Source organism: Luteibacter sp. GL_149 (assembly GCF_057834065.1).
The window spans coordinates 987,661-1,010,530 of record NZ_CM174395.1 but is presented as its reverse complement, the minus strand read 5'-3'; the positions used below and the strand labels follow the sequence as shown (position 1 = coordinate 1,010,530).

The following is a 22,870-nucleotide window of genomic DNA, read 5'->3' as shown; positions in this document are numbered from 1 at the left end:
GCGGCAACCTATGCCGCCGCGTGACTCCATTGCGCAATCACTCTGTCGAGATCGGTGCCCCGCACTGGCTTGCGTACGAACCCGTTCATGCCCGCCTCGCGCGTCGCGTCCGCTTCGTCGCCTATCGATCGCGCGCTCACGGCAACGATGGGTAACGTGGCGTAGTGATCCATCCGTCTGACCAGCCGCGCGACCTGAAAGCCGTCGATACCCGGCAGATCCAGATCGAGCAGCATCAGGTCGTAACGTCGGCAGGGAAGTTCCGCCAGCGCCGCAAGGCCATCGACAACATGCGTGACGTCATGGCCGCGCTCGCGCAGCAGACCGCCGATGACATCGGCCACGGTGGGATCGTCCTCGACCATCAGGACGGAGATGGGGGTTGGCGTATCGTCATGCGCGAGCCCGGCGGCCCGTGGCGAATGGTTGCCACACGAACACTCGGCCAGCGGCAAGCGCACCCGAAAACGCGTCCCGCCCTCCACTCCCGGCACGACGTCGATCCCGCCGCCCATCAGCAAGGCCAGCTCGCGACAGATGGAAAGACCGAGCCCCGATCCCAGCGCACGCTGTGGCGACGCACCCTGCTCGAAACGACGAAACAGCCGCGTACGCAAGGCATCGGAAATGCCAGGCCCCGTATCCGTTACGTCGAAGATCAGATGATCGGCATCGCGCGAAACGGCCAGTGTCACTGCGCCTGCATCCGTGAACTTGACCGCGTTGCCAAGCAGGTTCTGCAGTATCTGGCGGATGCGCGTGCCATCGCCGCGAATGTGTCCGGGAACATCCGGGGAAAAGCTGCTTTCCAGCAGGAGGTTCTTGTGCCGCGCGGACACGCGGGCAAGCATGACCACTTCCGCCACGATATCCCGCGTCGAAAGACACGTGGTTTCCAGTACCAGCCGGCGCGACTCTATGCGGGTCAGATCCAGCGCCTCGTTGACCAGTCGCAACAGGAGTTCGCCCGACCGGGTCAAGGCGTCCACATAACTTCGCTGGGTATCGGTCAGCGCTGTGAGCCCCATCAGTTCGGCCATCCCGAGTACACCGGTCATCGGCGTACGGATTTCATGCCCGAGCGTCGCCATGAAATCCGTCTTCGCTTCGTTGGCTTCTTCGGCCAGACGCCTGCGCTGGTCGGCGAACTGCAGCGACAGGGACTGGTGCAGGCGCCGGCGCGATGCCACGACCGACGCCGCCACGATGGCAAGCGCGACAAGCACATACGACGTCCATGCCCACCAGCGCAGCCAGGGCGCCGCGTCGACGATCATCGTAAGAGGCCGTGCCAGCTCGCCACGAACGCCATCGCGTGCGGCGCCGGAGATGGACAGGCGATAAGTACCGGCACCGAGGTGCGCGAATTCGCGGATCCCCGCAGCGCCGACCGACAGGGACGACGCATGTCCGGCCGTCTCCAGCGAGAACGTATAACTATTGGCGGAAGGATCGACATAGGACAACACCCGCGCGGCAATACGAACGTCGCGGTCGTTCCAGCCCAGCCGGATCGTATCGTCGACGATCGGCAACGCCACGCGCGCGCCTCCTCTGGCGACACTCGCTCCCGCCACTTCCACGGGTGGCCGCTGCGCGTGATCGCTTTGCCGGTCGGGGCGGAATCCGACCAGCCCGCCCAGCGTGGCGCCGTACATCGTGCCGTCGGGCAACATAACCGTGGTGCCGTTCGTGAATTCGCCGCTGGAAAGACCGTCCGCCTCGCCGAAGGGGCGAAACCGGCCCGTGCCGGGATCGAAGCGCCAGACGCCGGTCGGCCCATACACCCATAGACGGCCCAGCGAATCCAGCCGCAGATTGAGGATATCGGGCGATGGCCAGCCATCCGCCGCCGTCACGGCACGGTCGAGGACCGCCACGCCGTCCCGTACCGCGTAATGCTCGAGGGCATCGGGTCTGGCCAGCCAGAATCCACCCTCGTGAAGTTCGAAGGCATTCACCCTGCCCTTCGACACACCGTCGACGGGTCGCAGGGTGGCCGTTGCGTCATCCCAACGCGCCAGCCCCGCGGTACTGGCGTGCCAGAGTCTGCCCCCGACGAATTCGAGCTGAAGCGTTTCCGTGTTTCCACGCGCGGGCACGGCGAAGGTCACGCGACTGGCCGCAAGCGACTGCGGATCGATGACGAATACGCCACGCGCCAGGACAGCCGCGAACACGCGGCCGTCGGGCACTTCCGCGATGGCCGTGACCGCGCGATCGATGCGTCCCGGCGCGATGGAGCGCACCTGTCCCGATTCGCGCAGGTGCAGGCCATTGGCCGTTCCCACCCACAACCGTTCGCCGGCCCCTTCATGCAGCGCCTGGATACGCGACGTACCTACGTCGTACGTTCCTTCGGCTCGCCCCGTCACCGGATCGAAACGCCTGATCCAGCCACGCATGCCGCCAACCCATAACCGGTCGCCGCCATGCGCCGCGATGGCGGTTACCGTTCGACCCGGCAGACTGGCCGCATCGGTAGGAATGTGACTGAAGCGGGTGAAGTCGTCCCAGGAGGGACCGATGTAGGCGAGTCCTCCGTCACTCTGTGCGAACCATATCCCGTGCTCGTCGTCTTCCAGAATCTGACGCACGGTGCGTCCCGGCAAACCGCCTCGCGCGGTCCACAGCGCCGGTAGCGGATGAACACGGCCATGGCGATCCAGCAAATGGAGCCCCATCGCCGTCGCAACCCACAACAGACCGTGACTGTCGGCAAGCGACGCGTCTATCGGCACGGCGGGTAACCGGTTGTCGCGATGCGCGACCCCGTTCGCATCCACCCGGTACAGCCCGCGATCCGTCGCAATGCGCGGACCGGACGGATCGCCATCGATGCGATTGACGCGATGGGGGCCGTCATCAGCGAAGCGGACCGCATGAAAGCGATCGTCGATGTCCATCACGTCGACACCGGTGGGGCTCCCTATCCAGAGGCGACCGTCGATGCCCGCGAAGAGCGACGTGACGATGTCGGAAGCGGGGCCGTCGCCGGCATGGCCGCGACCGAAACGCTCGAAGCCGGAACCGTCGGCGCGCATGCGATTGAGCCCCGTCTGCGCCGTGCCAATCCACAGCGAGCCATCCAGCGTCTGCGCCAGCGACGTCACATCGTCGTCGGAGAGACTGCTCGTGTCGTCCGGATCGTGCTGCCAGCGCCGCGTCCGGTTCTCGGAAACATCGTGGCGCTGAAGTCCGTTACCCGATCCCGTCCACACGCGACCGTTGCTGTCGACGAGCAGCGCCGTCGTGGCGGATGTTGCTGCCGGACCGCTGCCATCGCGTGCTCGCGTCTCGAATCGCACACCATCGAATCGTGCGAGACCCGTAGCCGTACCGATCCATAAAAAGCCACGGCTATCCTGCGCAACGGAATAGACCTCGCTGCTGGGAAGCCCCTGCGCAAGACCATAGTTCCGGAACTGCGGTGTTGGTCGCGGCGCCGAAACATCGACGGCAGGCGCGGGCGGGATCGATCCGGATGAAATCGGCCCGGATGCGATCAGCCCGAAGGCAAGCGCGAACATCCTGTTCGTGGGTAACAGTCTTGGCATGCGCAATTCCTTATGCGAGCCAGATGATGACACGTGCGCAATCGGGATCTGCCCGAAAAATCTGAGCAAGCGCAGGAATCGCAGCCGTTTTCGAGCAGGCGACCGCCATGCTGTCGTGTAGGCCTTCGCGCAGTCCAGCCCTTCCTCACATGGGAGGTTCGAGCACGGCGTCGAGATCCGCACCGCTCATCGGTTTGCGGACGAAGCCATTGATCCCGGCCGCACGGGTGGCGCTAGCCTCGTCGCCCACCGAGCGAGCGCTCACAGCCACGATCGGCAACTGTTCCATGCCATCCATTCGCCGGACCATGCGCGCGACCTCGAATCCGTCGATGCGCGGCAGGTCGAGATCGAGCAGCATCAGGTCGTAAGGGCGGCACGCAAGTTCCGTCAAAGCCGCCAGTCCATCGCTCGCATGGGTGATCTCGTGTCCGCGCCGCCGCAGCAATTCGACGATGACTTCCGCGACCGTCGCATCGTCCTCCACCAGCAGCACCCGAAGACGTCGACCCGACACTGGCTGACAAGACGGCAACGCCGGGGCGGGCGGCGCGCACGTGCATTCGGTCAGCGGCAACCGCACCCTGAAACGGCTGCCTCGACCGAGCGTGCTGTCCACTTCGATGCTGCCACCCATCAGAGTGGTCAGTTCGCGACAGATCGCCAGTCCCAGCCCCGCCCCCTGTTTGCGCTGCGGCGACGCCCCCTGTTCGAAGCGGCGAAACAATCGCGAACGAAGTTCGTCGGACAATCCGTGTCCCGTGTCGGAAACGTCGAACACGATATTGCCGGCCTGTCGCGATACCGCGACGGCGATGCCACCCCGATCCGTGAATTTCACGGCATTGTTGAGCAGGTTCTGCAGTATCTGGCGAATGCGCGTGGCATCGCCGCGAATACGTTCGGGTACCTCGCCGGCCACGCTGGCGTCCAGCACCAGATGCTTTTCCCTCGCCGCAGCGGCAGCCAGGTCGACTACTTCCCTGACGGTTGCGCGTACCGGGAGACACTCGGATTCGAGTACGAGCCGGCGCGCTTCGATGCGCGTGAGGTCGAGCGTTTCGTTGATCAGCCGGAGCAAAAGCGTCCCCGAACGCCGCACCGCGTTGACATAGCCGTGCTGCACGGCATCCAGCGATGTCTGCGCAAGCAGCTCGGCCATGCCGAGCACGCCCGTCATCGGCGTGCGCAGTTCGTGGCCGAGCGTCGCCATGAATTCGGATTTGGCCTGACTGGCTTCGACCGCCAGCGCACTCTGCTGTTGCGCCAGTCGCATCGTCATGGCCCGCCGCTGGCGCTGGTGCGCGATGGTCGCCAGGCCCAGCATAAGAGCGAGTCCGCAGGCCAGGTAGAGCGTCCAGGCCCACCACCGGTTCCACGGCGGCGCGTCGACGATGATCGTCAGGGGCTTCGCCGGTTCGCCCATGTCGCTGTCGCCACCGCCGCCGCGCACGTGCAGCGAATAGAAGCCCGGCGCCAGCCATTCGAACTCCCGCACTCCTCCGGGGCCGGTACGGGAAAGTCGCGCGCCGTCGCGATTCGTCAATACGAATTCGTGCCAGTTACGCGCGGGACTGCTATAGGAAAGCGTACGCGCACGTATTCGCAAGTCGCGATCGTCCCAGCGAAGAACGATGGTTCCGCTACCCAGCGGAAGGGCGATACGCGAGCCATCGCGAGCGACGCTGGCATCGACCAGCAGTACGGGTGGAGGTTTCACGTGATCGCTTTGCCGGTCGGGACGAAAACCCACCACGCCGCCCAGCGTCGTGCCATACACCGTGCCGTCGCGCAGTTTGACGGTGGCGCCCGCCGTGAACTCCACGCTGGCCAGTCCGTCGGCGATACCGAATGTCCGGAAGCGCGATGTCGAAGGATCGAAACGCCACGCACCCGTGTGCGCATAGATCCACAACCGTCCCAGTGCATCCAGCCGCAAGCCGAGCACATCCGGCGACGGCCAGCCTTCGTTCGTCACGATCGACCTGTCCAGCATCGCGACCTCGCCCTTCCAGCGATAGTGCTCGAGGGCATCGGGCCGCGCGAGCCAGAAGCCTTCCTCGTCGAGCTCCACCGCGTTAGCGCGTCCCGGCACCACGCCGTCGACGAAGCGCATCTGCCCCGTCGCATCGTCCAGACGAGCGAGCCCGGCCGAGCTCACCTGCCAGAGTTTTCCCTGCACGACGGTCAGTTCGCGCGTTTCGTTCTGACCACGCCTCGGGGACTGGAAAAAAAGAGGGGTGGCTGTAAGCGACCGCGTATCGACCTCGAAAACACCATCGATCGACGAGGCAATATAAAGCGTTCCGTCGCCACGGGCGACGATACCCGTCACCGCGCCGCGGAGTTGTCCCGGCGCCACGCGACGTACGCGCTGTTTGTCATTCAGATACAGACCCGCGCTCGTCCCGACCCACAGCCGGCCATCGTCGGTCTGGCGTAGCGCCTCGACACGCACGGAGCCGACGGCACAGGCACGTTCGACGGTTCCCGTCGCCGGATCGAAAAGACCGATCCATCCACGCAGTCCGCCGATCCACAGCTTGTCGTCGCCCTGTGCGGCGACCGCCGTCGCCGCGAGTCCGGGCAGACCATGCGTGTCGGTAAAAATGTTCGTGAAGCGCGTGAAGTCGTCCCACGAGGGGCCCAGGTAAGCAAGGCCGCCGTCGCTGAGCGCGAACCACACACCATGCTCGCGATCTTCCATGATCTGGCGCACGGTCCGTCCCGGCAAACCGCCTTTCGCGGTCCATGCCCCTTCGATCAGGTCCAGGCGGCCGTACCGGTCGAGCACGTGCAGGCCTTTGGCGGTCGCGACCCAGAGCATGCCGTGCGTGTCGTTCAGCGATGCATCGATCGCCACGGCAGGAATCCGCATATCGCGACGCGCAACGCCGTCGACCAGACGATAGAGCCCGGTATCCGTGGCGATACGCACCTCGCGCTCGTCGCCGTCGATGCGATTGACCCGCGGCGAGATGCCGTTCTCGAAGACGACCCGGCGTATACGGCCATCGGCACCGACGCGCTCCAGCCCCGCATCGCTCCCGACCAGCAATCCGCCGTCCGCCGTGGCGAAAAGGCTGCGGATCGCATCGATCGGCGGACCGTCCGTAGCGCCCAGTTCGCGCGGGGGGCGATCGAACCCGTTCTCGTCCTTGCGCAGGCGCTGAAGGCCGCCGCGTGCCGTGCCGACCCATATGACACCGTCCCGCGTCTGCGCGATCGCCGTGACATGGTCTTCGGAAAGACTACCCGGGACCACCGGATCGTGATGCCACTGCCGGAACGTACCTGCCGATGCATCGTACCGATTGAGACCCGTATCCTTGCCGCCTGTCCACACCTGATCGGCGGCATCCACGAAGACCGTCGACAACCGGTTCGAAGGCAGCGAACCGGGACGCGATACATCGCGTGCGTGGACTTCGAATTCGACGCCGTCGAAACGGGCCAGACCGGCAGCCGTGCCGACCCAGATATACCCCGTCCGGTCCTGGGCGACGGCGTGCACCTCGCTGCTGGGCAGGCCCTGACCAAGACTGTAGCTGCGGAACTGGGGGGTCGGCTGTGGCGGCGCGATGTCTGCCGGAGACCGCGAGGCAAAAAGCGCGGCTGCGGCGACGAGCATCCATCTCGTGGCGTGCATGATGATGATTCTGCAATTCCTTATGCGGCCCCGATCATGCCACGCCGGATCGTGTAGGGCTAATCCGACACAAGGGCCGGCTAGAATGCGGCCATGTCCCGACGCATGCGTCTGCTCATCTCCGCCATCGGCCTGGCGGCCCTCGCCTGGCTTGTCCTGGCCGCGTTCGATCGCCTGCTGAGCCTGGCGCAGCGCTACATGACGCTGCCCGAAGCGCTGCGCATCGTTATCGCCGTCATCCTCGCTATCTTCCTGCTCGCGGGCGGCGTCATGCTGTGGTGGCTGTTCGGCCGACGCCCCGCGCGACGGCCGGTCAGCGCCCCGGACCGGTCGACCCTGGAAACGCGTATCGAAGCGGTCTCCCGGCTGGGCGGCGACACCGGGGACCTGACGGCCGAACTGAGGGAACTGGACCGTCGACGCACTGGCGAGCGCGTATACGTCGCCCTGTTCGGAGACATCTCCACCGGCAAGTCGAGCCTTGTTGCCGCGTTGTGTCCGGGTGCCTCGCCTCCGTCCGACGTGCTTGGCGGCACCACCCGGGAGGTCGGCCATTACGAAGGCCAGCTTCCCGACGGGCGCCCGCTGACCCTCGCCGACGTACCGGGCAGCCACGAGGCGGACGGCGAAGCGGTCGAGCGCATGGCCCGAGACGAAGCACTGCGCGCACATGCCGTCGTGTACCTCTGTGCCGGCGACTTGTCCCGCACCCAGGCCGCCGACGTGCGCTGGCTTGGCGACTTCGGGAAACCCATGCTGCTGGCGCTCAACAAGGCCGACCAGTGGACGGACGCCGAACGCGCGACCCTGACCGCACGGCTGCGCACGCAGGCGGACGGGATTCCGGATACGGTGATCGCCATCAGCGCCGGCGGCACCGAGCGTTTCACCCGCGAACTGGCGGACGGGACGATCGAACAGGTGCAGCGCCGGCGACGCCCGCAGCTTGCCCCGCTTTACGACGCGCTGGATCGCGTTCTCGCGCCAGGTACCGAAGGCCTTGAGGCGCAGCGGCAGAACGCGGTCCTGGCGGGGCTGCACCAGAAAACCGGCGAGCGCGAAGCCGAAGTACGCGCCGCGGAAGCCTCCCGCATTGTCACGCGCTACTCGCGCCGGGCCATCGTCGGCGCCATGGCCGCCGTGGCGCCCGGCAGCGACCTGCTGATCCAGGGCGTGCTCGCAGCCGGACTCGTGCGGGCACTGGCCGCCCTCTACGACGTGCGGGTCAGTGACGTCCAGGTCGAAGAACTCGTCCGCCAGGCACGGCTAACCCTGCGTACGGGGACGTCCATCGTCCTTGCTATCGCAGGCAACGCGCTCAAGGCGTTCCCCGGCCTGGGCACGCTGGGCGGCGGCGTCCTGCACGCGTTCGCCTATGCGCTGATTTTCGACAGCCTGGGCAAGGCGCTGGCCGCATCGCTGGCCCAATGCCAGACCCTGGACCAGCGCGACGCGACGGACCGGATGAAAGACCTGCTGCAGGATGCGGATGGCTCGCGGCTACGCCGATTGGCCGCGCTGACCAGCGACGCGTTACGTAACAAAGATGCGGTGTAGGAGCTCGCTTGCGAGCGAAAGCCAACGGAGCGGCGACGATGTGGACTGCATACGCAGCCAGACGGCCGGGCTTGCGGATGTGAGCGTCAGGCTTCCTCGTTTCATAGGCTTTCGCTCGCCAGCAAGCTCCTACAATCCACGAGGGTGCTCCTACAAGAACCCGGCTGTTCAGGTTGCTATCGTTCGGCGAACAATCCGTTCCCCCTACCCCCGCTGGCATGACCGCCCGCCTTCGGCCACACTGTTTTCTTCGCCCATGCTTACCGGAATGGAGGATCGCCGCATGCGTTTTGCCTACGTCCTCGTTGCCGCACTCGCGCTGCCCGGCACAACGTGGGCCGACACGGCGATCTATCGCTACGACACCGTGCACAGCCAGGTGGTTTTCAGCGTGACCCACAACGGTTTCTCGCGCCCGTTCGGCCGACTTCCCATCGCCGACGGCATCTTGCGTTTCGACGACGCGGACTGGTCGCGTTCCAGTACCGAACTCACCATCGACCTGTCGAAAGTCGACATGGGCGACGACGCATGGAACAAGGCCGTTCGCAGCTCCGATCTTCTCGCCGCCGACGCGTCGCCGCAGGCACGCTTCGTCAGCACCGGTGTCGAACGTCGCGGCGACAGCGACGGCGTGCTGCACGGCAACCTGACCTTGCGCGGCATCACCCGCCCCATCGATATCGCCTTTCGCCTGAACCGGGTCGGCCGCACCATTTACGGATTGCATACCGTGGCCGGCTTCTCCGGTACGACCACGCTCGACCGTACCGTATTCGGCATGACCGGCAATCCGAATTCCATCGGGCAGAGCGTCGCCGTCTGGATCGAGGCGGAAGCCATCCGCACGGACGAAAAAACACCACCCGCTTCGTCACTCAAGGAGGCCGCCCATGGCGCTACGCAGTAACCCCACAGGCTGGAGTCCGGTCACCAAGTTTTTCCACTGGCTGATGGCGCTGCTGATTCTGGGCAATGGCTTTTTCGCACTGTGGATGGACGGACTGAAGCCGTCGCTGAACAAGATCAACATGTTCGCGTTGCATAAATCGATCGGCCTCACCGTGCTTGCGCTGTTCCTGTTGCGCCTGCTGTGGCGTGCCGTGGACCGCCGCCCGCCCGACGAGCCGGCGCCACGGTGGCAGCAAATTGCCGCGCATGCGGTTCATGGCCTGCTATACCTGCTGATCGTCGCGTTGCCGCTGACCGGCTGGCTGTTCAATTCGGCGCACGGCTATCCGCTGCAATTCTTCAAGCAGTTCAACCTGCCCGCGCTGGTGGAAAAGAATCCCGGACTGTCCGACCTGATGGGGTCTGTGCACGAATACCTGTTCTGGTTCCTCTGCCTGGTACTCATCGCCCATATCGGCGGTGCCCTGAAACATCATCTGATCGATCGCGACGATACGCTGCGCCGCATGCTGCCTTTCGCCCGCGCCCGTCGCTCCGCCCCACCCGTCCCACCCGGAGATACGCCATGACGTCCAAGTTCCGCCCCATGCTGGCCCTGGGCCTCGCCTTCGCACTGCCCCTCGCCGCGCATGCCGCCGATTACAGTGTCCAGCCCGCCAGCACGCTCGGCTTCAGCGGTAAATTCCAGGGGGCGCCGTTCGATGGCACCTTCAAGAAGTTCACTGCGGCGATCAGCTACGACGCGGCCAATCTGGCCACGTCGAAATTCGACGTAACGGTGGACGTCGCCAGTGCGGCGACCGGCGATGGCGATCGCGACGGCGCGCTGCCCGGCAGCGATTTCTTCGATGCCCCCAAATTTCCCAAGGCGCACTACGTCACCACGGGTTTCACCAAGGACGGCAACACCGTCACCGCCCATGGCAACCTGACGCTGCACGGCGTGACCAAACCGGTCGACCTTATCGTGACGTTCACCCCGAAGCCCGGCGGCGCCACGCTTACGGTAAAGGGAGCGGTCAAGCGCCTGGACTTCGGCGTGGGTAGCGGCGAATACAAGGACACCGGCACGATCGCCGACGCAGTCGAGATCAACGGCAACCTCCAGCTGCTGCCGAAGTAAGCAAGGTACGCATGCCGTCCTTCTGGGATCGCGTGCGCGGCTTCGCAAGTCGCGCACGCACGCCGCCCTCTTCCTCGCCACCCTCGCCCGCGACCGCGGACGGTGTGGCCCGAAGCCTGCGCGACCTGCTCGACGATCCCTCGATTCCCGCCGATGTGCGCACGTCCCTGGCAGACGATTTCGCGCGCATCGAGGTCATGCTTGCGCGCATCGAAAACGGTGAACTGCATGTCGCCGTGTTCGGCCGGGTATCGGCGGGCAAGTCGGCACTGGGCAACGCGCTGCTTCGGCGCGAAGCGTTCACGGTAGGCGTGCTGCACGGCACGACGACCGACGCGAATCCGGCTCGCCTCGACGAAGCCGCGCACGATGGGCTGGTCCTTATCGACACACCCGGTATCAACGAACTGGGTGGCGAGGAGCGCGAGCACCTCGCTTTCGAAGTCGCCGAAGTCAGCGACCTCGTGATCTTCGTCGCCGACGGCGACCTGACCCGCGAGGAACGCGACGCGCTGCGCACGCTGGCCGAAACGCGACGTCCGCTGATCGTCGCGCTGAACAAGATCGATCGCTATACCGACGACGAACGCGAGGGCTTGCTCGAACGTCTTCGCGAGCATACGAAAGGCCTCGTGCGCCCCGAAGACGTGATCGGCGTCGCCGCGCTTCCCTCGCCGAAAGTCTTTGTCGAAGTGGACGAACGCGGTCGCGAAGTACGACACGAACGTGCCATGCCGGCGGATGTGCGCGCCTTGCGCGAACGCCTGCTTGCCATCGCCGAGCGCGAGGGCAAGGCCTTGTCGTCGGTCAACGCGGGTCTGTTCGCCGGCCGGTTGACCGATCAGGTCAGCGAACGGATCGCAACGGCGCGCCGCGACCTGGCCGGTCGCCTCATCAGGCAGTACTGCCTTGCGAAGGGCGTCGCGGTGGCGCTCAATCCGGTGCCGGTGGCCGACCTTCTGGTCGCCGCCGGCCTGGATGCGGCCATGGTGGTTCAGTTGAGCCGCGTCTATGGCCTGCCGCTGACCCGCAGCGAGTCCGGGCGGCTGGTCGCCGTGATTTCGGCGCAACTGGCCGCCCTGATGGGCGCCATCTGGGGCATGCAACTGGCCGCGTCGGCATTGAAGGGACTGAGCGGTGGCCTTTCCGTCGTGGTTACTGCCGCGGCGCAGGGCGCACTCGGCTGGTATGCGACCGTTCTTATCGGCCGCGCCGCCGAGCGCTACCTGGTCGCGGGCAAGTCATGGGGCGAATACGGCGCGAAACGCGCTGTCGCGGATATCGTGGCCAGCCTGGACCGCGATTCGATCCTGCGCGAAGCGCGGGAGGAGATTCTGAAGCGGTTGAAGACCCGTCACGCCTGACCGCCCTTGCGGGAGCGCGCTCCTGCAACAAACAACGGCAGGTCAGCCTTCCGCGAACGCCCGCACGGCTTCCACGTCGAACGGCCAGTCCAGCTCTGCCCCATCCGCACGGCGCAGCACGGGAACACGGATGCCGTAGCGCGCTTCCAGCCCCTCGTCGTCGTCGATCCACTCACTGTGGAAATCCGGCAGCCGGGCTTTGGCCAGAAGGGCCAGCGCCTGATCGCAAAGGTGGCAGTCGTCGCGTTGGAACAGAACGAAATCGGGCATGCGCGGGTGTATGGGGTCGGCGTCGGCAAGGCGTAGAATACCCGGCTATCCCCACACCGCCGTATTCCCCCCATGGCCGTCAGCGTTTTCGACCTCTTCAAGATCGGTATCGGTCCTTCCTCGTCCCACACCGTGGGCCCGATGCGCGCCGGTGCGCGTTTCGCCGAGCACTGGCTCGACGAGAAAGGCGTGCTCGACCGCGTGGCGCGCGTGCGCTGCGAGCTGTTCGGCTCGCTGGCCATGACCGGACGCGGCCACGGCACCGACAAAGCGGTGTTGCTCGGCTTCGAGGGCGAATGGCCCGACCGCGTCGACCCGGACACCATCCCGGCCACGCTGGAACGCATCCGCGGCACGAAGCGCATCCGCATTCTGGGCCGTCACGAGATCGCATTCGACGAAAAATCCGATCTCGTTTTCAACAAGCGCCAGAAGCTTCCGTTCCATACGAACGGCATGCGCTTTTCGGCCTACGACGCCGAAGGCAACGAACTGGCCACCCGCGACTATTACTCGGTCGGCGGCGGCTTCGTGGTCAATCCCGACGAAGCGGCCGAAGACCGCATCGTCGCCGATACCAGCGAACAGCCTTATCCGTTTTCCTCGGGCGACCAGTTGCTGGCGCTTTGCGAAGAGCACCACCTGTCGATCGCCCAGCTGATGATGGCGAACGAGAAAATCTGGCGCAGCGAAGCCGATATACGCTCCGGCCTGCTGCACATCTGGAAAGCCATGCAGGATTGCGTCAACCGCGGGCTGCGTTCGCCGGGCGTCCTGCCGGGCGGCCTGAAAGTGAATCGCCGCGCGCCGGCCATGGTCGCCGAGCTGCGCGCGCAGCCGGAAGCCTCGCTGCGCGATCCCCTGACCATTCTGGACTGGGTGAATCTCTACGCACTGGCCGTCAACGAAGAGAACGCGGCCGGCGGCAGCGTCGTTACGGCGCCAACCAATGGCGCCGCGGGCATCGTACCGGCGGTACTCCACTACTACTTCCATTTCTGCCCCAACGCGAACGAAGACGGCGTCATCGAATTCCTGCTGACGGCTGGCGCCATCGGCATTCTGTACAAGGAAAACGCGTCCATCTCCGGCGCCGAGGTCGGTTGTCAGGGCGAGGTCGGCGTGGCGTGTTCGATGGCCGCGGGCGGCCTGACCGCCGCGATCGGCGGCAAGGTGCGTCAGGTGGAAAACGCCGCCGAGATCGGCATGGAACACAATCTGGGACTGACCTGCGATCCGATCGGCGGTCTGGTCCAGATCCCCTGCATCGAGCGCAACGCCATGGGCGCGGTCAAGGCGATCAACGCCAGCCGCATGGCGCAGAAAAGCGATGGCAAGCACCACGTGTCGCTGGACAAGGTCATCGCGACCATGCGCGATACGGGCCGCGATATGAAGGACAAGTACAAGGAAACGTCGCGCGGCGGTCTGGCGGTTAACGTTATCGAGTGCTGATGGCAATCGCCCGGTTGTGCAGGAGCCCGCTTGCGGGCTCCTGCACACAGGGATAGCGCGATCTTCAGCGCTGCGGGCAAAGCCTCGGCAAGCGTTCGACGATCTCTACGCGCATAGGCTCGTCCTCTCCCCACCAGTTGGCCACGGCGGAATAGCAGACGCGCAGTTTGCCGCTGCGCGTATCGAAGCGCTGGCGGCTGGTGAAGGCAAAACACGACACGCTGGCCAGATTGCCGCGCTCGCGCATGGTCTGCGCACACAGGCGCACGGCCGCCACCGGGTCTTCGCCCGGATAGAGGGTGAAATAGAACCCCTTGGAGGTCCTGTCATAGGACTCCGAGTCGATCAACCTACCTTTATCGCTCCACTCGCTGGCGGCATTCGCCCCGCCGCTTACCGACATAGCGACAACGAACACGCCGCAGACGGTCAATACCGAACGCATCCGAACCCCTTCTTCCAGGCTGCGCCCGGCAGTGTATCGCTCCCGGCCGAGACCGGGGTGAAGTGCCCCTGCCGGTCAGCACGGCTGACAGGTGGCGCCGGGGCTGTCATCATCCCGCCCTTGTGCCGCCTTGAGGGACCTCCCTGGTCTCCCATCCGACCGGAGTTTACATGTCTCATAGCGCTATCCGCCGCGACGTCGGCGCCTTTGCCCTCATGCTTACCGGCCTGGGCTCGATCATTGGCTCAGGCTGGCTCTTCGGTGCATGGCACGCCGCCCAGCTTGCAGGACCCGGCGCTGTTTACGCGTGGATTCTCGGCGCGGTCATCATTCTCTTCATCGCCCTGACCTACGCCGAGCTCGGCGCGATGTTCCCCGAATCGGGCGGCATGGTGCGTTACGGCCATTATTCGCACGGCTCGCTGGTGGGCTTCATTGCCGGCTGGGCGAACTGGATCGCGATCGTTTCGGTGATTCCGGTCGAAGCCGAAGCCTCGGTGCAATACATGGCCTCCTGGCCGTGGGAATGGGCGCAGTGGGCCAAGAGCCTGTATGTCGTCACCGAAGGTCATGGAGAACTCTCCCCGCCCGGCCTCGCCATCGCCGGCGTCCTGGTCATGGTGTACTTCTTTCTGAACTTCTGGAGCGTGAAGCTGTTCGCCAAGAGCAACACGGCGATCACGATCTTCAAACTCGTCGTGCCCGCCGCGACCGCTATCGCCCTGATGATGACGAGCTTCCACTGGGAGAACTTCAAGATCGGCGCGCATGGCGGCACGCACGCCTTCAATCTCTCCTCGATCCTGACGGCCGTGGCCATCAGCGGCATCGTCTTCAGCTTCAACGGCTTCCAGAGCCCTGTGAACCTGGCCGGCGAAGCGCGCAATCCCGGCCGCAGCGTTCCGTTCGCGGTCATCGGATCGATCCTGCTCGCCACGGTGGTCTACGTGCTGCTCCAGGTCGCCTTCCTCGGCGCCGTACCACCGGAACACCTGCATGAAGGCTGGGCTGGCCTCAATTACAGCTCGCCGTTCGCGCAGCTTGCGACCGCGTTGGCGCTGAACTGGATGGCGATCCTGCTGTATGCGGACGCCTTCGTCAGCCCCAGCGGCACCGGCGCGACCTATACCGCCACCACCGCGCGCATGATTTACGCGATGGAGCGCAACGGTTCGCTGCCGAAGATCTTCGGTCACATCCATCCGCGCTTCGGCATTCCGCGTCCGGCGATGTGGCTGAACCTGGCCGTGTCGTTCGTGTTCCTGTTCTTCTTCCGCGGCTGGGGTACGTTGGCGGCGGTGATCTCGGTCGCCACGATCATCTCGTACCTGACCGGCCCGGTCAGCGTGATGACCCTGCGCCGTACCGCTCCCGAACTGAAGCGTCCGCTGCGTATCTCGGGGCTACCGGTACTTGCCGCCCTGGCCTTTATCTTCGCGACCGAACTGCTGTACTGGGCAAGATGGCCGCTGACCGGCGAAATCATCCTGCTGATGGTCGTGGCGCTGCCGATCTACTTCTACTATCAGGCCAAGACGGGCTGGGAAGACTTCGGTCGCCAGCTGAAGGGCGCGTGGTGGCTGATCGTCTACCTGCCGGTGATCGCTGCCATCTCCTGGGCCGGCAGCTCGACCTTCGGCGGACACGATTACATCCCCTACGGCTGGGATCTCCTGGTCGTCGCGATCTTCGGCACGGTCTTCTACTTCTGGGGCATCTCGTCGGGCTGGCGTACGCCGACGGTCGATGCGGCGCGTTCCGATGCACAGGAGCATCCCGGTGCGCTCGTCGAACCGCCGGATGCGGACGAGACGGCGCGGATCACGGGTCACCGCTGAAGCGCCCCCCTGCATAAGAAAACAGCCGGCTTGCGCCGGCTGTTTTCGTTTGAGGAGAGGAATGTATTCCCCGCACTCAGGAATCGCGCGCAAGCGCGCTCCCACAGAGAACCGAATACGGCGAGCATGCTTTCTGTGGGAGCGCGCCCGCGCGCGATTGTCTACGAAGCGATCTCAACCCAGCGCGAGCACATCGCCAAGTAGCGCCTGCGCCGTAATTTCCGGCCCCGCGCCCGGCCCCTGAATCACCAGCGGTTGCGCGTGATAGCGCGTGGTCGTCAGCGCGAACTGGTTGTCGGTACCGGACAGACGCGCGGCGGGATGATCCGCCGGCACCTCGACCAGCCCCACTCTTGCCCGGCCGCGCTGGTTCAGCCGCGCCAGATAGCGAAGCACCGTGCCGCGCGACCGCGCGGCGGCCTGCCGTTCGCGCAACGGCGCATCCAGTTCGCCGAGACGATCGAGGAAGGCCTTCGTATCGATACCACGTAACGCTTCGGGTACGAGACTCTCGATTTCCACTTCATCGCTGCCCAGTGCGAAACCGGCATTGCGCGCGATGATGAGTAGCTTGCGAGCGACATCTTCACCGGAAAGGTCCGAACGCGGATCGGGCTCCGTGAAACCCAGGCGCCGCGCATCGCGCAGCAACTCGGAGAACGGACGGCTGCCGTCGTACTGGTTGAACAGCCACGACAGGGAGCCGGAGAACACGCCTTCGAGGGTAAGCAGGCTATCTCCGCAGCTACGCAGACGGCGCAAGGTCGAAAGCACCGGCAACCCGGCGCCCACGGTCGCGGCATCGCCATAAACCGGACCGCGCCCGCTGGCATGCTGCAGGGCACGCCAACCGCCGAGTGCACCGCCGGCGAGCGCCTTGTTGGCCGTGACTACGTGGTAGCCGGCTTCCAGCCAATCGGTATGGCGCCGTGCTTCGTTCGCACAGGCCGTCGCATCGACGACGACCTTGCGCACCGCGCCACTGGCATCCAGCGCGGCAAGCAGCGGCCGGTTGTCCCTGCCCTCAGGCGAACGCTTCAGTTCTTCTGCAACAGCAGAGCCCTTCAGACCTGCCGCAAGCACATGCTGGCGCCGCGAGTTGGCCGCGCCGACCAGGCGCAACGAACGGGCGGCCGGCGTGTCGAGCAACTGGAGTAAGGCGCGACCCACGACGCCGGTACCGAGCAGCACCACCGCCGTATGCGGAACGATAGTCTCCGCCGGAGCAACAGCGACCGCGTTCATGCGCCAACCTTGCGTTTGGGCGCGGCGACGCGTGCAGCGCGTTCGAGCGCGGCATCGAGGTCCGCCAGCAGATCGTCGCCATCTTCGATACCGACCGACAGACGCAGCAGGCTATCGGAAATGCCGGCGACAAGACGCGCTTCGGGAGCCATGGATGCATGCGTCATGGTGGCCGGATGCGCGACAAGGCTTTCGACGCCACCGAGCGATTCGGCGAGCGAGAAGTAATGCAGTCCGTCGACGAAGGCTTCGATGGCTTCGACGCCGCCTGCGATTTCAAAGCTGAGCATGGCGCCAAAACCGAGCTGCTGCCGTGCCGCGAGCGCGTGGCCGGGATGACTGGCCAGCCCCGGATAGAAAACCCGGCTCACCGCCGAATGGCCGTCCAGACGCTCGGCGATGCGATGCGCGTTTTCTTCGTGGGCGCGCAGACGCACGGCAAGCGTGCGTACGCCGCGCAGGGTCAGGAAGCTGTCGAACGGCGAACCGGTAAGACCATTGCAGTTACCCCACCACTTCAGCTGCTCGGCCACCGCGGGATCGCGTGCGATGACCGCACCGCCCACGACATCGCTGTGACCGTTGATGTACTTGGTAGTCGAATGCACGACCAGATCGGCGCCGAGCTTCAACGGTTGCTGCAACGCCGGCGAAAGGAACGTGTTGTCCACGACGACGAGCGCACCGGCGGCATGCGCGGCCTGCGATACATGACGAACGTCGGTAATGCGCAGTAGCGGATTCGACGGCGTTTCGATCCACACCAGCGCCGGCTTCGCCGCGAGGCCATCGGCCAGCGCCGCGGAGTCGGTGAAATCCACGAAACGTACCTGGAAGCGCCCTTTCTTCGCCCAGGCGTCGAGCAGACGCCAGGTGCCGCCATAGCAATCGTGCGCCGCCAGAACCAGCGCACCGGCGGGCACGAGTTCCAGCGCCAGCGCCACCGCGGACATGCCGCTACCCGTTACCACCGCGCCCGCGCCCTCTTCCAGCTCGGTCAACGCGTCACCGAGCAGGTCGCGCGTGGGATTGCCGCTGCGCGAATAATCGTAAGCGCGCTTGCGACCGAACCCTTCGAACGCATAGTTGGTGGACAGGTGCAGCGGCGGCACAACGGCACCGTGCTGGGTATCGCTTTCGATGCCGGCGCGGACGGCGCGGGTGCAGAGGCGGGAATCGGTCATGGGGTTTAGTCTCCGCAACAATCGTTGAGTGCGTGGCGCAGCAGCGGGGCCAGCTGCGCGGTTTCTTTCAGGAAAGCGTCGTGCCCGTACGGCGAATCGATGACTTCGAGCGTCGCGGTGCCGGCGAGCCGACGCTGCAGTTCGCAAAGATCGGCCAGCGGTACGAGACGGTCGGACGGGAAGCCGACGAGTGTTGTCGGCGTGGCGATCGATTCGGGTGCCACGTCGTGCAGGTCGATGGACTCGGACAGGGCCAGGAAGCGCTCGGCGTCGAAACGTTCGACGAAGCGGCGCCCCGCATGCTCGAGATAGTCCTCGACCGGGAAATGAAAACGACCGTCGCGCAGCTCCGGGCCAGCGGCGAAGCGGCGCGAGAATTCCTCGCTGCCGCGATACGTCGTCATCGCCAGCTGACGGGCCAGCGCGAGCGCCTCGTCCGTACGGCCGGACGAGAGCCCGAGCCGCACGATGCCGCGCTGGATCGAACGCTGCGCGGTCGACAGCGGATGCGGGCGATGCGCGCCAGCCAGGAGCACCAGTTGGGACAGTTTTTCGGGGTGGCGCGCGGCGAAGGCCAGCGCGGTCATGGCGCCATAGGAAGAGCCGACGAAGGCACGGGCGCGGACGATGCCGAGGGCATCGATCAGCGCGGCCAGCGCGTCGGCCTGGTCCTCGCTGGAAACCGACGGCGTGCCGCCGAGATCTTCAGGCGTCAGCCAGTCGATCGACAGGACGCGGCAACCGCGCAGGTCGATGGCGGCCGATTCGCCAACCAGTTCCTGCCACCAGCCGGAAGCGCGATCGCGGCCGGTGCAGACATCGCGGTCGGCCGAAATACCCCCTTGCACGATAACGGTCGGGGCACCGGGTGCGCCGCACCACAGATAGCGCACGTCCACGTCGACCGGGCCGCTGCCGTACTTCGGCGTGAGGGTGACGCGACGCGTGCCTCGCTGCTCGGTGAGGTCGGCGGTTGCCCGCGGCAAAACGGCGGGAACGACGGCTTCGAAAGGGGTCACGATGGCGGGCTCTGCTGACATTGCGGCGATTCTCCGTAAAGCGGGGTCGAGCTTCCGCGGAGTAGCCAACAAGAGAGGGCTGCCACCGACGAGGCATGCGCGAACGCCGCCCGTCAGGACATCCCATCTATCGGCTGACGCTTTGGATAGCGCCCCGCAGGAGTTGGCACCGTCGCGGAAATCCGCAGGTTGCCCCGGCTTCAAAGGGCCTGTCCCTCAGCCGGTCTCGATGAGTGGAGCCGACGATACGCCCCGAACCGGACACGTGTCAACAGACGTTTAGACGTCCATACATCCAAATTATCTCCACCACCAAAGCATTCATCCACAAGAACCCGTAAAAACCGGATGATTTGGCCTGCTATACACCCGAAGCCGAAGCAGCCTAAGATCGACGGACCGCCCGCCCCGGGGCCCCTCCAAGACCTCTTATGGACGTTCGCCAGGACTTCTCCGCCGCCGTCGGCGACACACCCCTGATCCGGCTCTCCCACGCGTCGGCCATAACCGGGTGCGAAATCCTGGCCAAGGCCGAGTTCCTGAACCCCGGCGGCTCGGTAAAAGACCGCACCGCCCTGGGTCTGCTGGACGACGCGGAGCATCGCGGCCTGATCCGGGCCGGCGGCCTGCTGGTCGAGGGCACCGCCGGCAATACGGGTATCGGACTGGCCCTGCTCGGCGCCAGCCGGGGCTATCGCACCCTCATCGTCATGCCGGAAACCCAGAGCCGCGAAAAAATCGACGCGCTGCGGGTAACCGGTGCCGAAGTGCGTCTGGTGCCCGCCGTGGCCTATAAGGATCCCGGCCACTACGCCCATGTCGCCCGGGCGCTCGCCGCGGACCTCAACGCGACGGACCCCGGCGGTACCTGGTTCGCCAATCAGTTCGACAACACGGCTAACCGGGACTACCACGAGATCCATACCGGCGCCGAGATCTGGGCGCAGACCGATGGCCAGATCGACGGCTTCGTCTGCGCCGCGGGAACCGGCGGCACGCTGGCGGGGGTCGGACGGGCTCTGAAGGCCATGCGTCCGGGCATACGGATCGCGCTGGCCGACCCTGCCGGATCGGCCCTGGCCAGCTTCGTCAATACCGGCGAATTGAAGGCCGAGGGCACGTCCATCAGCGAAGGCATTGGCAGCAGCCGCATCACGGCCAATTTCGATGGCGCGCCGGTGGATCTGGCCTGGTCGATCCCGGACGACGAATCGGTACCCGTCCTGCACGACCTGCTCCATCGCGAAGGTCTCTGCGTGGGCGGGTCCAGCGGGGTCAACGTGGCCGGCGCGATCCGCCTCGCGCGGACTCTGGGCCCCGGCCACACGGTGGTCACGATGCTGTGCGACAGCGGCATGCGCTACCAGGCCAAGCTCTACAATCCCCGGTTCCTGAGGGAAAAGGGCCTCCCCGTGCCGGACTGGCTGGACGCCGCCTTCCCCGGTTGAGCGCCCGGCGGCTGAGGGGGCGGCCCCGACGCGGTACACTACGCAGTTAAGCCCTCATCGCGCAGCCCTCATGTCTTCACACCTCACCGAAACCCGGCGACGTCGCAGTTTTGCGATCGTCAGCCATCCCGACGCCGGCAAGACCACGCTGACCGAAAAGCTCCTGCTGTTCGGCGGCGCGATCCAGATGGCAGGCTCGGTGAAGGGCCGCAAGGCTGCCCGCCACGCGACGTCCGACTGGATGGCGCTGGAAAAGGAGCGCGGCATTTCGGTGACCTCGTCGGTGATGCAGTTCCCGTACGACGACGCCATCGTCAACCTGCTCGATACCCCGGGACACGCGGACTTCTCCGAAGACACCTATCGCGTACTGACGGCGGTCGACTCCGCGCTGATGGTCATCGACTGCGCGAAGGGCGTCGAGGAACGCACGATCAAGCTGATGGAAGTCTGCCGGCTGCGCGATACGCCGATCATGACCTTCATCAACAAGCTCGACCGCGAAGGCCGCTCGCCGATCGAGCTGCTCGACGAAGTAGAGTCGGTACTCGGCATCGCCTGCGCACCGCTGACCTGGCCCATCGGCATGGGTTCGCGCCTGAAAGGCGTCTATCACGTGGCGCTGGACGAAGTGCATATCTTCGAGCCCGGCAAGAACTTCACGCGCCAGGATTCGACGATCTACAAAGGCCTGGATCATCCGGACCTCGTGGCGCGTATCGGCGCCGATGCGCTGAAGGAAGTGCGCGACGAACTCGATCTGGTGCTCGGCGCATCCAATCCGTTCGACATCGAGGCCTACCTCGCCGGTAAACAGACGCCGGTGTTCTTCGGCTCCGCGGTGAACAACTTTGGCGTACAGCTGCTGCTCGACTTCTTCGTGGAGAAGGCGCCGTCGCCGCGTCCGCGCGAAACCCTGACGCGCGAAGTGAAGCCGGAAGAGGAAAAGCTCACCGGTTTCGTGTTCAAGATCCAGGCGAACATGGATCCCGCGCATCGCGACCGCGTCGCCTTCATGCGCGTCTGTTCGGGCACGTACACCGCGGGCATGAAGATGCAGCAAACGCGCACCGGCAAGGAAGTGCGCATTGCCAATGCACTTACTTTCATGGCGTCGGACCGTGAAATTGTCGAACGCGCTTATCCCGGCGACGTCATCGGTCTGCACAACCACGGCACCATCACCATCGGCGATACCTTCACCGAAGGCGAGCCGCTGTCGTTCACCGGCATTCCGAACTTCGCACCCGAGCTCTTCCGTCGTGCGCGCCTGCGCGATCCGATGAAGATGAAGGCGCTGCAGAAAGGCCTCGCCCAGCTGTCCGAGGAAGGCGCCACGCAGTTCTTCCGCCCGCTGATGTCGAACGATCTGATTCTCGGTGCGGTCGGCGTGCTTCAGTTCGATGTCGTCGCCTATCGCCTGAAAGACGAATACAACGTCGACTCGAGTTTCGAGCCGGTCGGAGTATCCACCGCACGCTGGGTGCATTGCGACGATGCGAAGAAGCTCGAGGAATTCCGCGAGAAGAACGCGACGAATCTGGCGATCGACGGTGCGGGCGAGCTGGTTTATCTCGCCCCGACGCGCGTCAACCTGCAGCTGGCGCAAGAGCGCTGGCCCATGGTGCGCTTCGCGGCGACGCGCGAACATGCTGCGGCGGTGGAAGTAAAGTAAGAGCGCGATCGTTCGCGCTTGCACGAAAACCGCTCGCCTCGCCGCGGATTCCGGCGTGCGTGTATAGACCGGGGACATAGGTAACAGGTGTGCGGGGACATGGGTTACACCTTGGGCGGACTTTTTCGC

At 65.4% G+C, this 22,870-nt stretch carries 16 protein-coding genes and 1 riboswitch; of the genes, 9 read left to right on the top strand and 7 right to left on the bottom strand.

The annotated features are described in order from the left end of the window. Nucleotides 1–8: 8 nt before the first annotated feature. Nucleotides 9–3,557, bottom strand: coding sequence for a hybrid sensor histidine kinase/response regulator (locus AC3IR3_RS04480; RefSeq protein WP_489195810.1), 3,549 nt, complete (start codon nt 3,555–3,557; stop codon nt 9–11). 145 nt (nt 3,558–3,702) lie between these two features. Continuing rightward, complete coding sequence (locus tag AC3IR3_RS04475) at nt 3,703–7,206, bottom strand: hybrid sensor histidine kinase/response regulator (protein ID WP_489195809.1); 3,504 nt, start codon at nt 7,204–7,206, stop codon at nt 3,703–3,705. Between the two features lie 93 nt (nt 7,207–7,299). On the opposite strand from AC3IR3_RS04475, the gene AC3IR3_RS04470 reads away from it, so the two are divergent. The 5 genes from AC3IR3_RS04470 (at nt 7,300) to AC3IR3_RS04450 (ending at nt 12,162) form a co-directional block, all read left to right on the top strand. Continuing rightward, a complete protein-coding gene (locus AC3IR3_RS04470) occupies nt 7,300–8,763 on the top strand; it encodes a GTPase (RefSeq protein WP_489195808.1) in 1,464 nt (487 codons plus the stop codon). A gap of 283 nt (nt 8,764–9,046) precedes the next feature. Then, nucleotides 9,047–9,673 carry a YceI family protein gene (locus AC3IR3_RS04465; RefSeq protein WP_489195807.1) on the top strand — a complete coding sequence of 209 codons (627 nt, stop codon included), beginning with the start codon at nt 9,047–9,049 and terminating at the stop codon, nt 9,671–9,673. Beyond that, on the top strand, nt 9,657–10,244 hold the full coding sequence (locus AC3IR3_RS04460; protein ID WP_489195806.1) for a cytochrome b: 588 nt from the start codon (nt 9,657–9,659) through the stop codon (nt 10,242–10,244). The genes AC3IR3_RS04465 and AC3IR3_RS04460 overlap by 17 nt, the downstream gene beginning before the upstream one ends. After that, a complete protein-coding gene (locus tag AC3IR3_RS04455; protein WP_489195805.1) occupies nt 10,241–10,798 on the top strand; it encodes a YceI family protein in 558 nt (185 codons plus the stop codon). Before AC3IR3_RS04460 ends, AC3IR3_RS04455 begins: the two co-directional genes overlap by 4 nt. 11 nt (nt 10,799–10,809) lie before the next feature. After that, nucleotides 10,810–12,162, top strand: coding sequence for a DUF697 domain-containing protein (locus AC3IR3_RS04450; RefSeq protein WP_489195804.1), 1,353 nt, complete (start codon nt 10,810–10,812; stop codon nt 12,160–12,162). A 42-nt stretch (nt 12,163–12,204) separates the two neighbouring features. Here AC3IR3_RS04450 and AC3IR3_RS04445 read toward each other — a convergent pair whose 3' ends face one another. Continuing rightward, nucleotides 12,205–12,432 carry a glutaredoxin family protein gene (locus AC3IR3_RS04445; RefSeq protein ID WP_489195803.1) on the bottom strand — a complete coding sequence of 76 codons (228 nt, stop codon included), beginning with the start codon at nt 12,430–12,432 and terminating at the stop codon, nt 12,205–12,207. Nucleotides 12,433–12,504: 72 nt separating this feature from the next. Here AC3IR3_RS04445 and AC3IR3_RS04440 point away from each other — a divergent pair, with 72 nt between their 5' ends. Then, complete coding sequence (locus AC3IR3_RS04440; RefSeq protein WP_489195802.1) at nt 12,505–13,887, top strand: L-serine ammonia-lyase; 1,383 nt, start codon at nt 12,505–12,507, stop codon at nt 13,885–13,887. A gap of 64 nt (nt 13,888–13,951) precedes the next feature. Here AC3IR3_RS04440 and AC3IR3_RS04435 read toward each other — a convergent pair whose 3' ends face one another. Continuing rightward, nucleotides 13,952–14,332, bottom strand: a complete 381-nt coding sequence (locus AC3IR3_RS04435) for a hypothetical protein (protein ID WP_489195801.1) — start codon at nt 14,330–14,332, stop codon at nt 13,952–13,954. A 170-nt stretch (nt 14,333–14,502) separates the two neighbouring features. On the opposite strand from AC3IR3_RS04435, the gene AC3IR3_RS04430 reads away from it, so the two are divergent. Beyond that, a complete protein-coding gene (locus tag AC3IR3_RS04430) occupies nt 14,503–16,170 on the top strand; it encodes an APC family permease (protein WP_489195800.1) in 1,668 nt (555 codons plus the stop codon). A 174-nt stretch (nt 16,171–16,344) separates the two neighbouring features. On the opposite strand, the gene AC3IR3_RS04425 is transcribed toward AC3IR3_RS04430, so the two are convergent. The 3 genes from AC3IR3_RS04425 to metX are packed head-to-tail and all read right to left on the bottom strand — an operon-like array spanning nt 16,345 to nt 19,639. Continuing rightward, a complete protein-coding gene (locus AC3IR3_RS04425) occupies nt 16,345–17,415 on the bottom strand; it encodes a homoserine dehydrogenase family protein (protein ID WP_489195799.1) in 1,071 nt (356 codons plus the stop codon). After that, the gene (gene metB / locus AC3IR3_RS04420) at nt 17,412–18,599 is read right to left on the bottom strand and encodes a cystathionine gamma-synthase (RefSeq protein ID WP_489195798.1); all 1,188 of its coding nucleotides are present in this window, start codon (nt 18,597–18,599) and stop codon (nt 17,412–17,414) included. The genes AC3IR3_RS04425 and metB overlap by 4 nt, the downstream gene beginning before the upstream one ends. A gap of 5 nt (nt 18,600–18,604) precedes the next feature. Next, nucleotides 18,605–19,639 carry a homoserine O-succinyltransferase MetX gene (gene metX, locus AC3IR3_RS04415; protein WP_489195797.1) on the bottom strand — a complete coding sequence of 345 codons (1,035 nt, stop codon included), beginning with the start codon at nt 19,637–19,639 and terminating at the stop codon, nt 18,605–18,607. A 99-nt stretch (nt 19,640–19,738) separates the two neighbouring features. Beyond that, nucleotides 19,739–19,854: riboswitch (SAM riboswitch) on the bottom strand. Between the two features lie 195 nt (nt 19,855–20,049). On the opposite strand from metX, the gene AC3IR3_RS04410 reads away from it, so the two are divergent. Then, nucleotides 20,050–21,066 (top strand): cysteine synthase A, encoded by a 1,017-nt coding sequence (locus tag AC3IR3_RS04410; protein ID WP_489195796.1) that lies wholly within the window; start codon nt 20,050–20,052, stop codon nt 21,064–21,066. Nucleotides 21,067–21,136: 70 nt separating this feature from the next. Then, nucleotides 21,137–22,741, top strand: a complete 1,605-nt coding sequence (locus tag AC3IR3_RS04405; RefSeq protein WP_132141953.1) for a peptide chain release factor 3 — start codon at nt 21,137–21,139, stop codon at nt 22,739–22,741. The last annotated feature ends 129 nt before the right edge of the window (nt 22,742–22,870 follow it).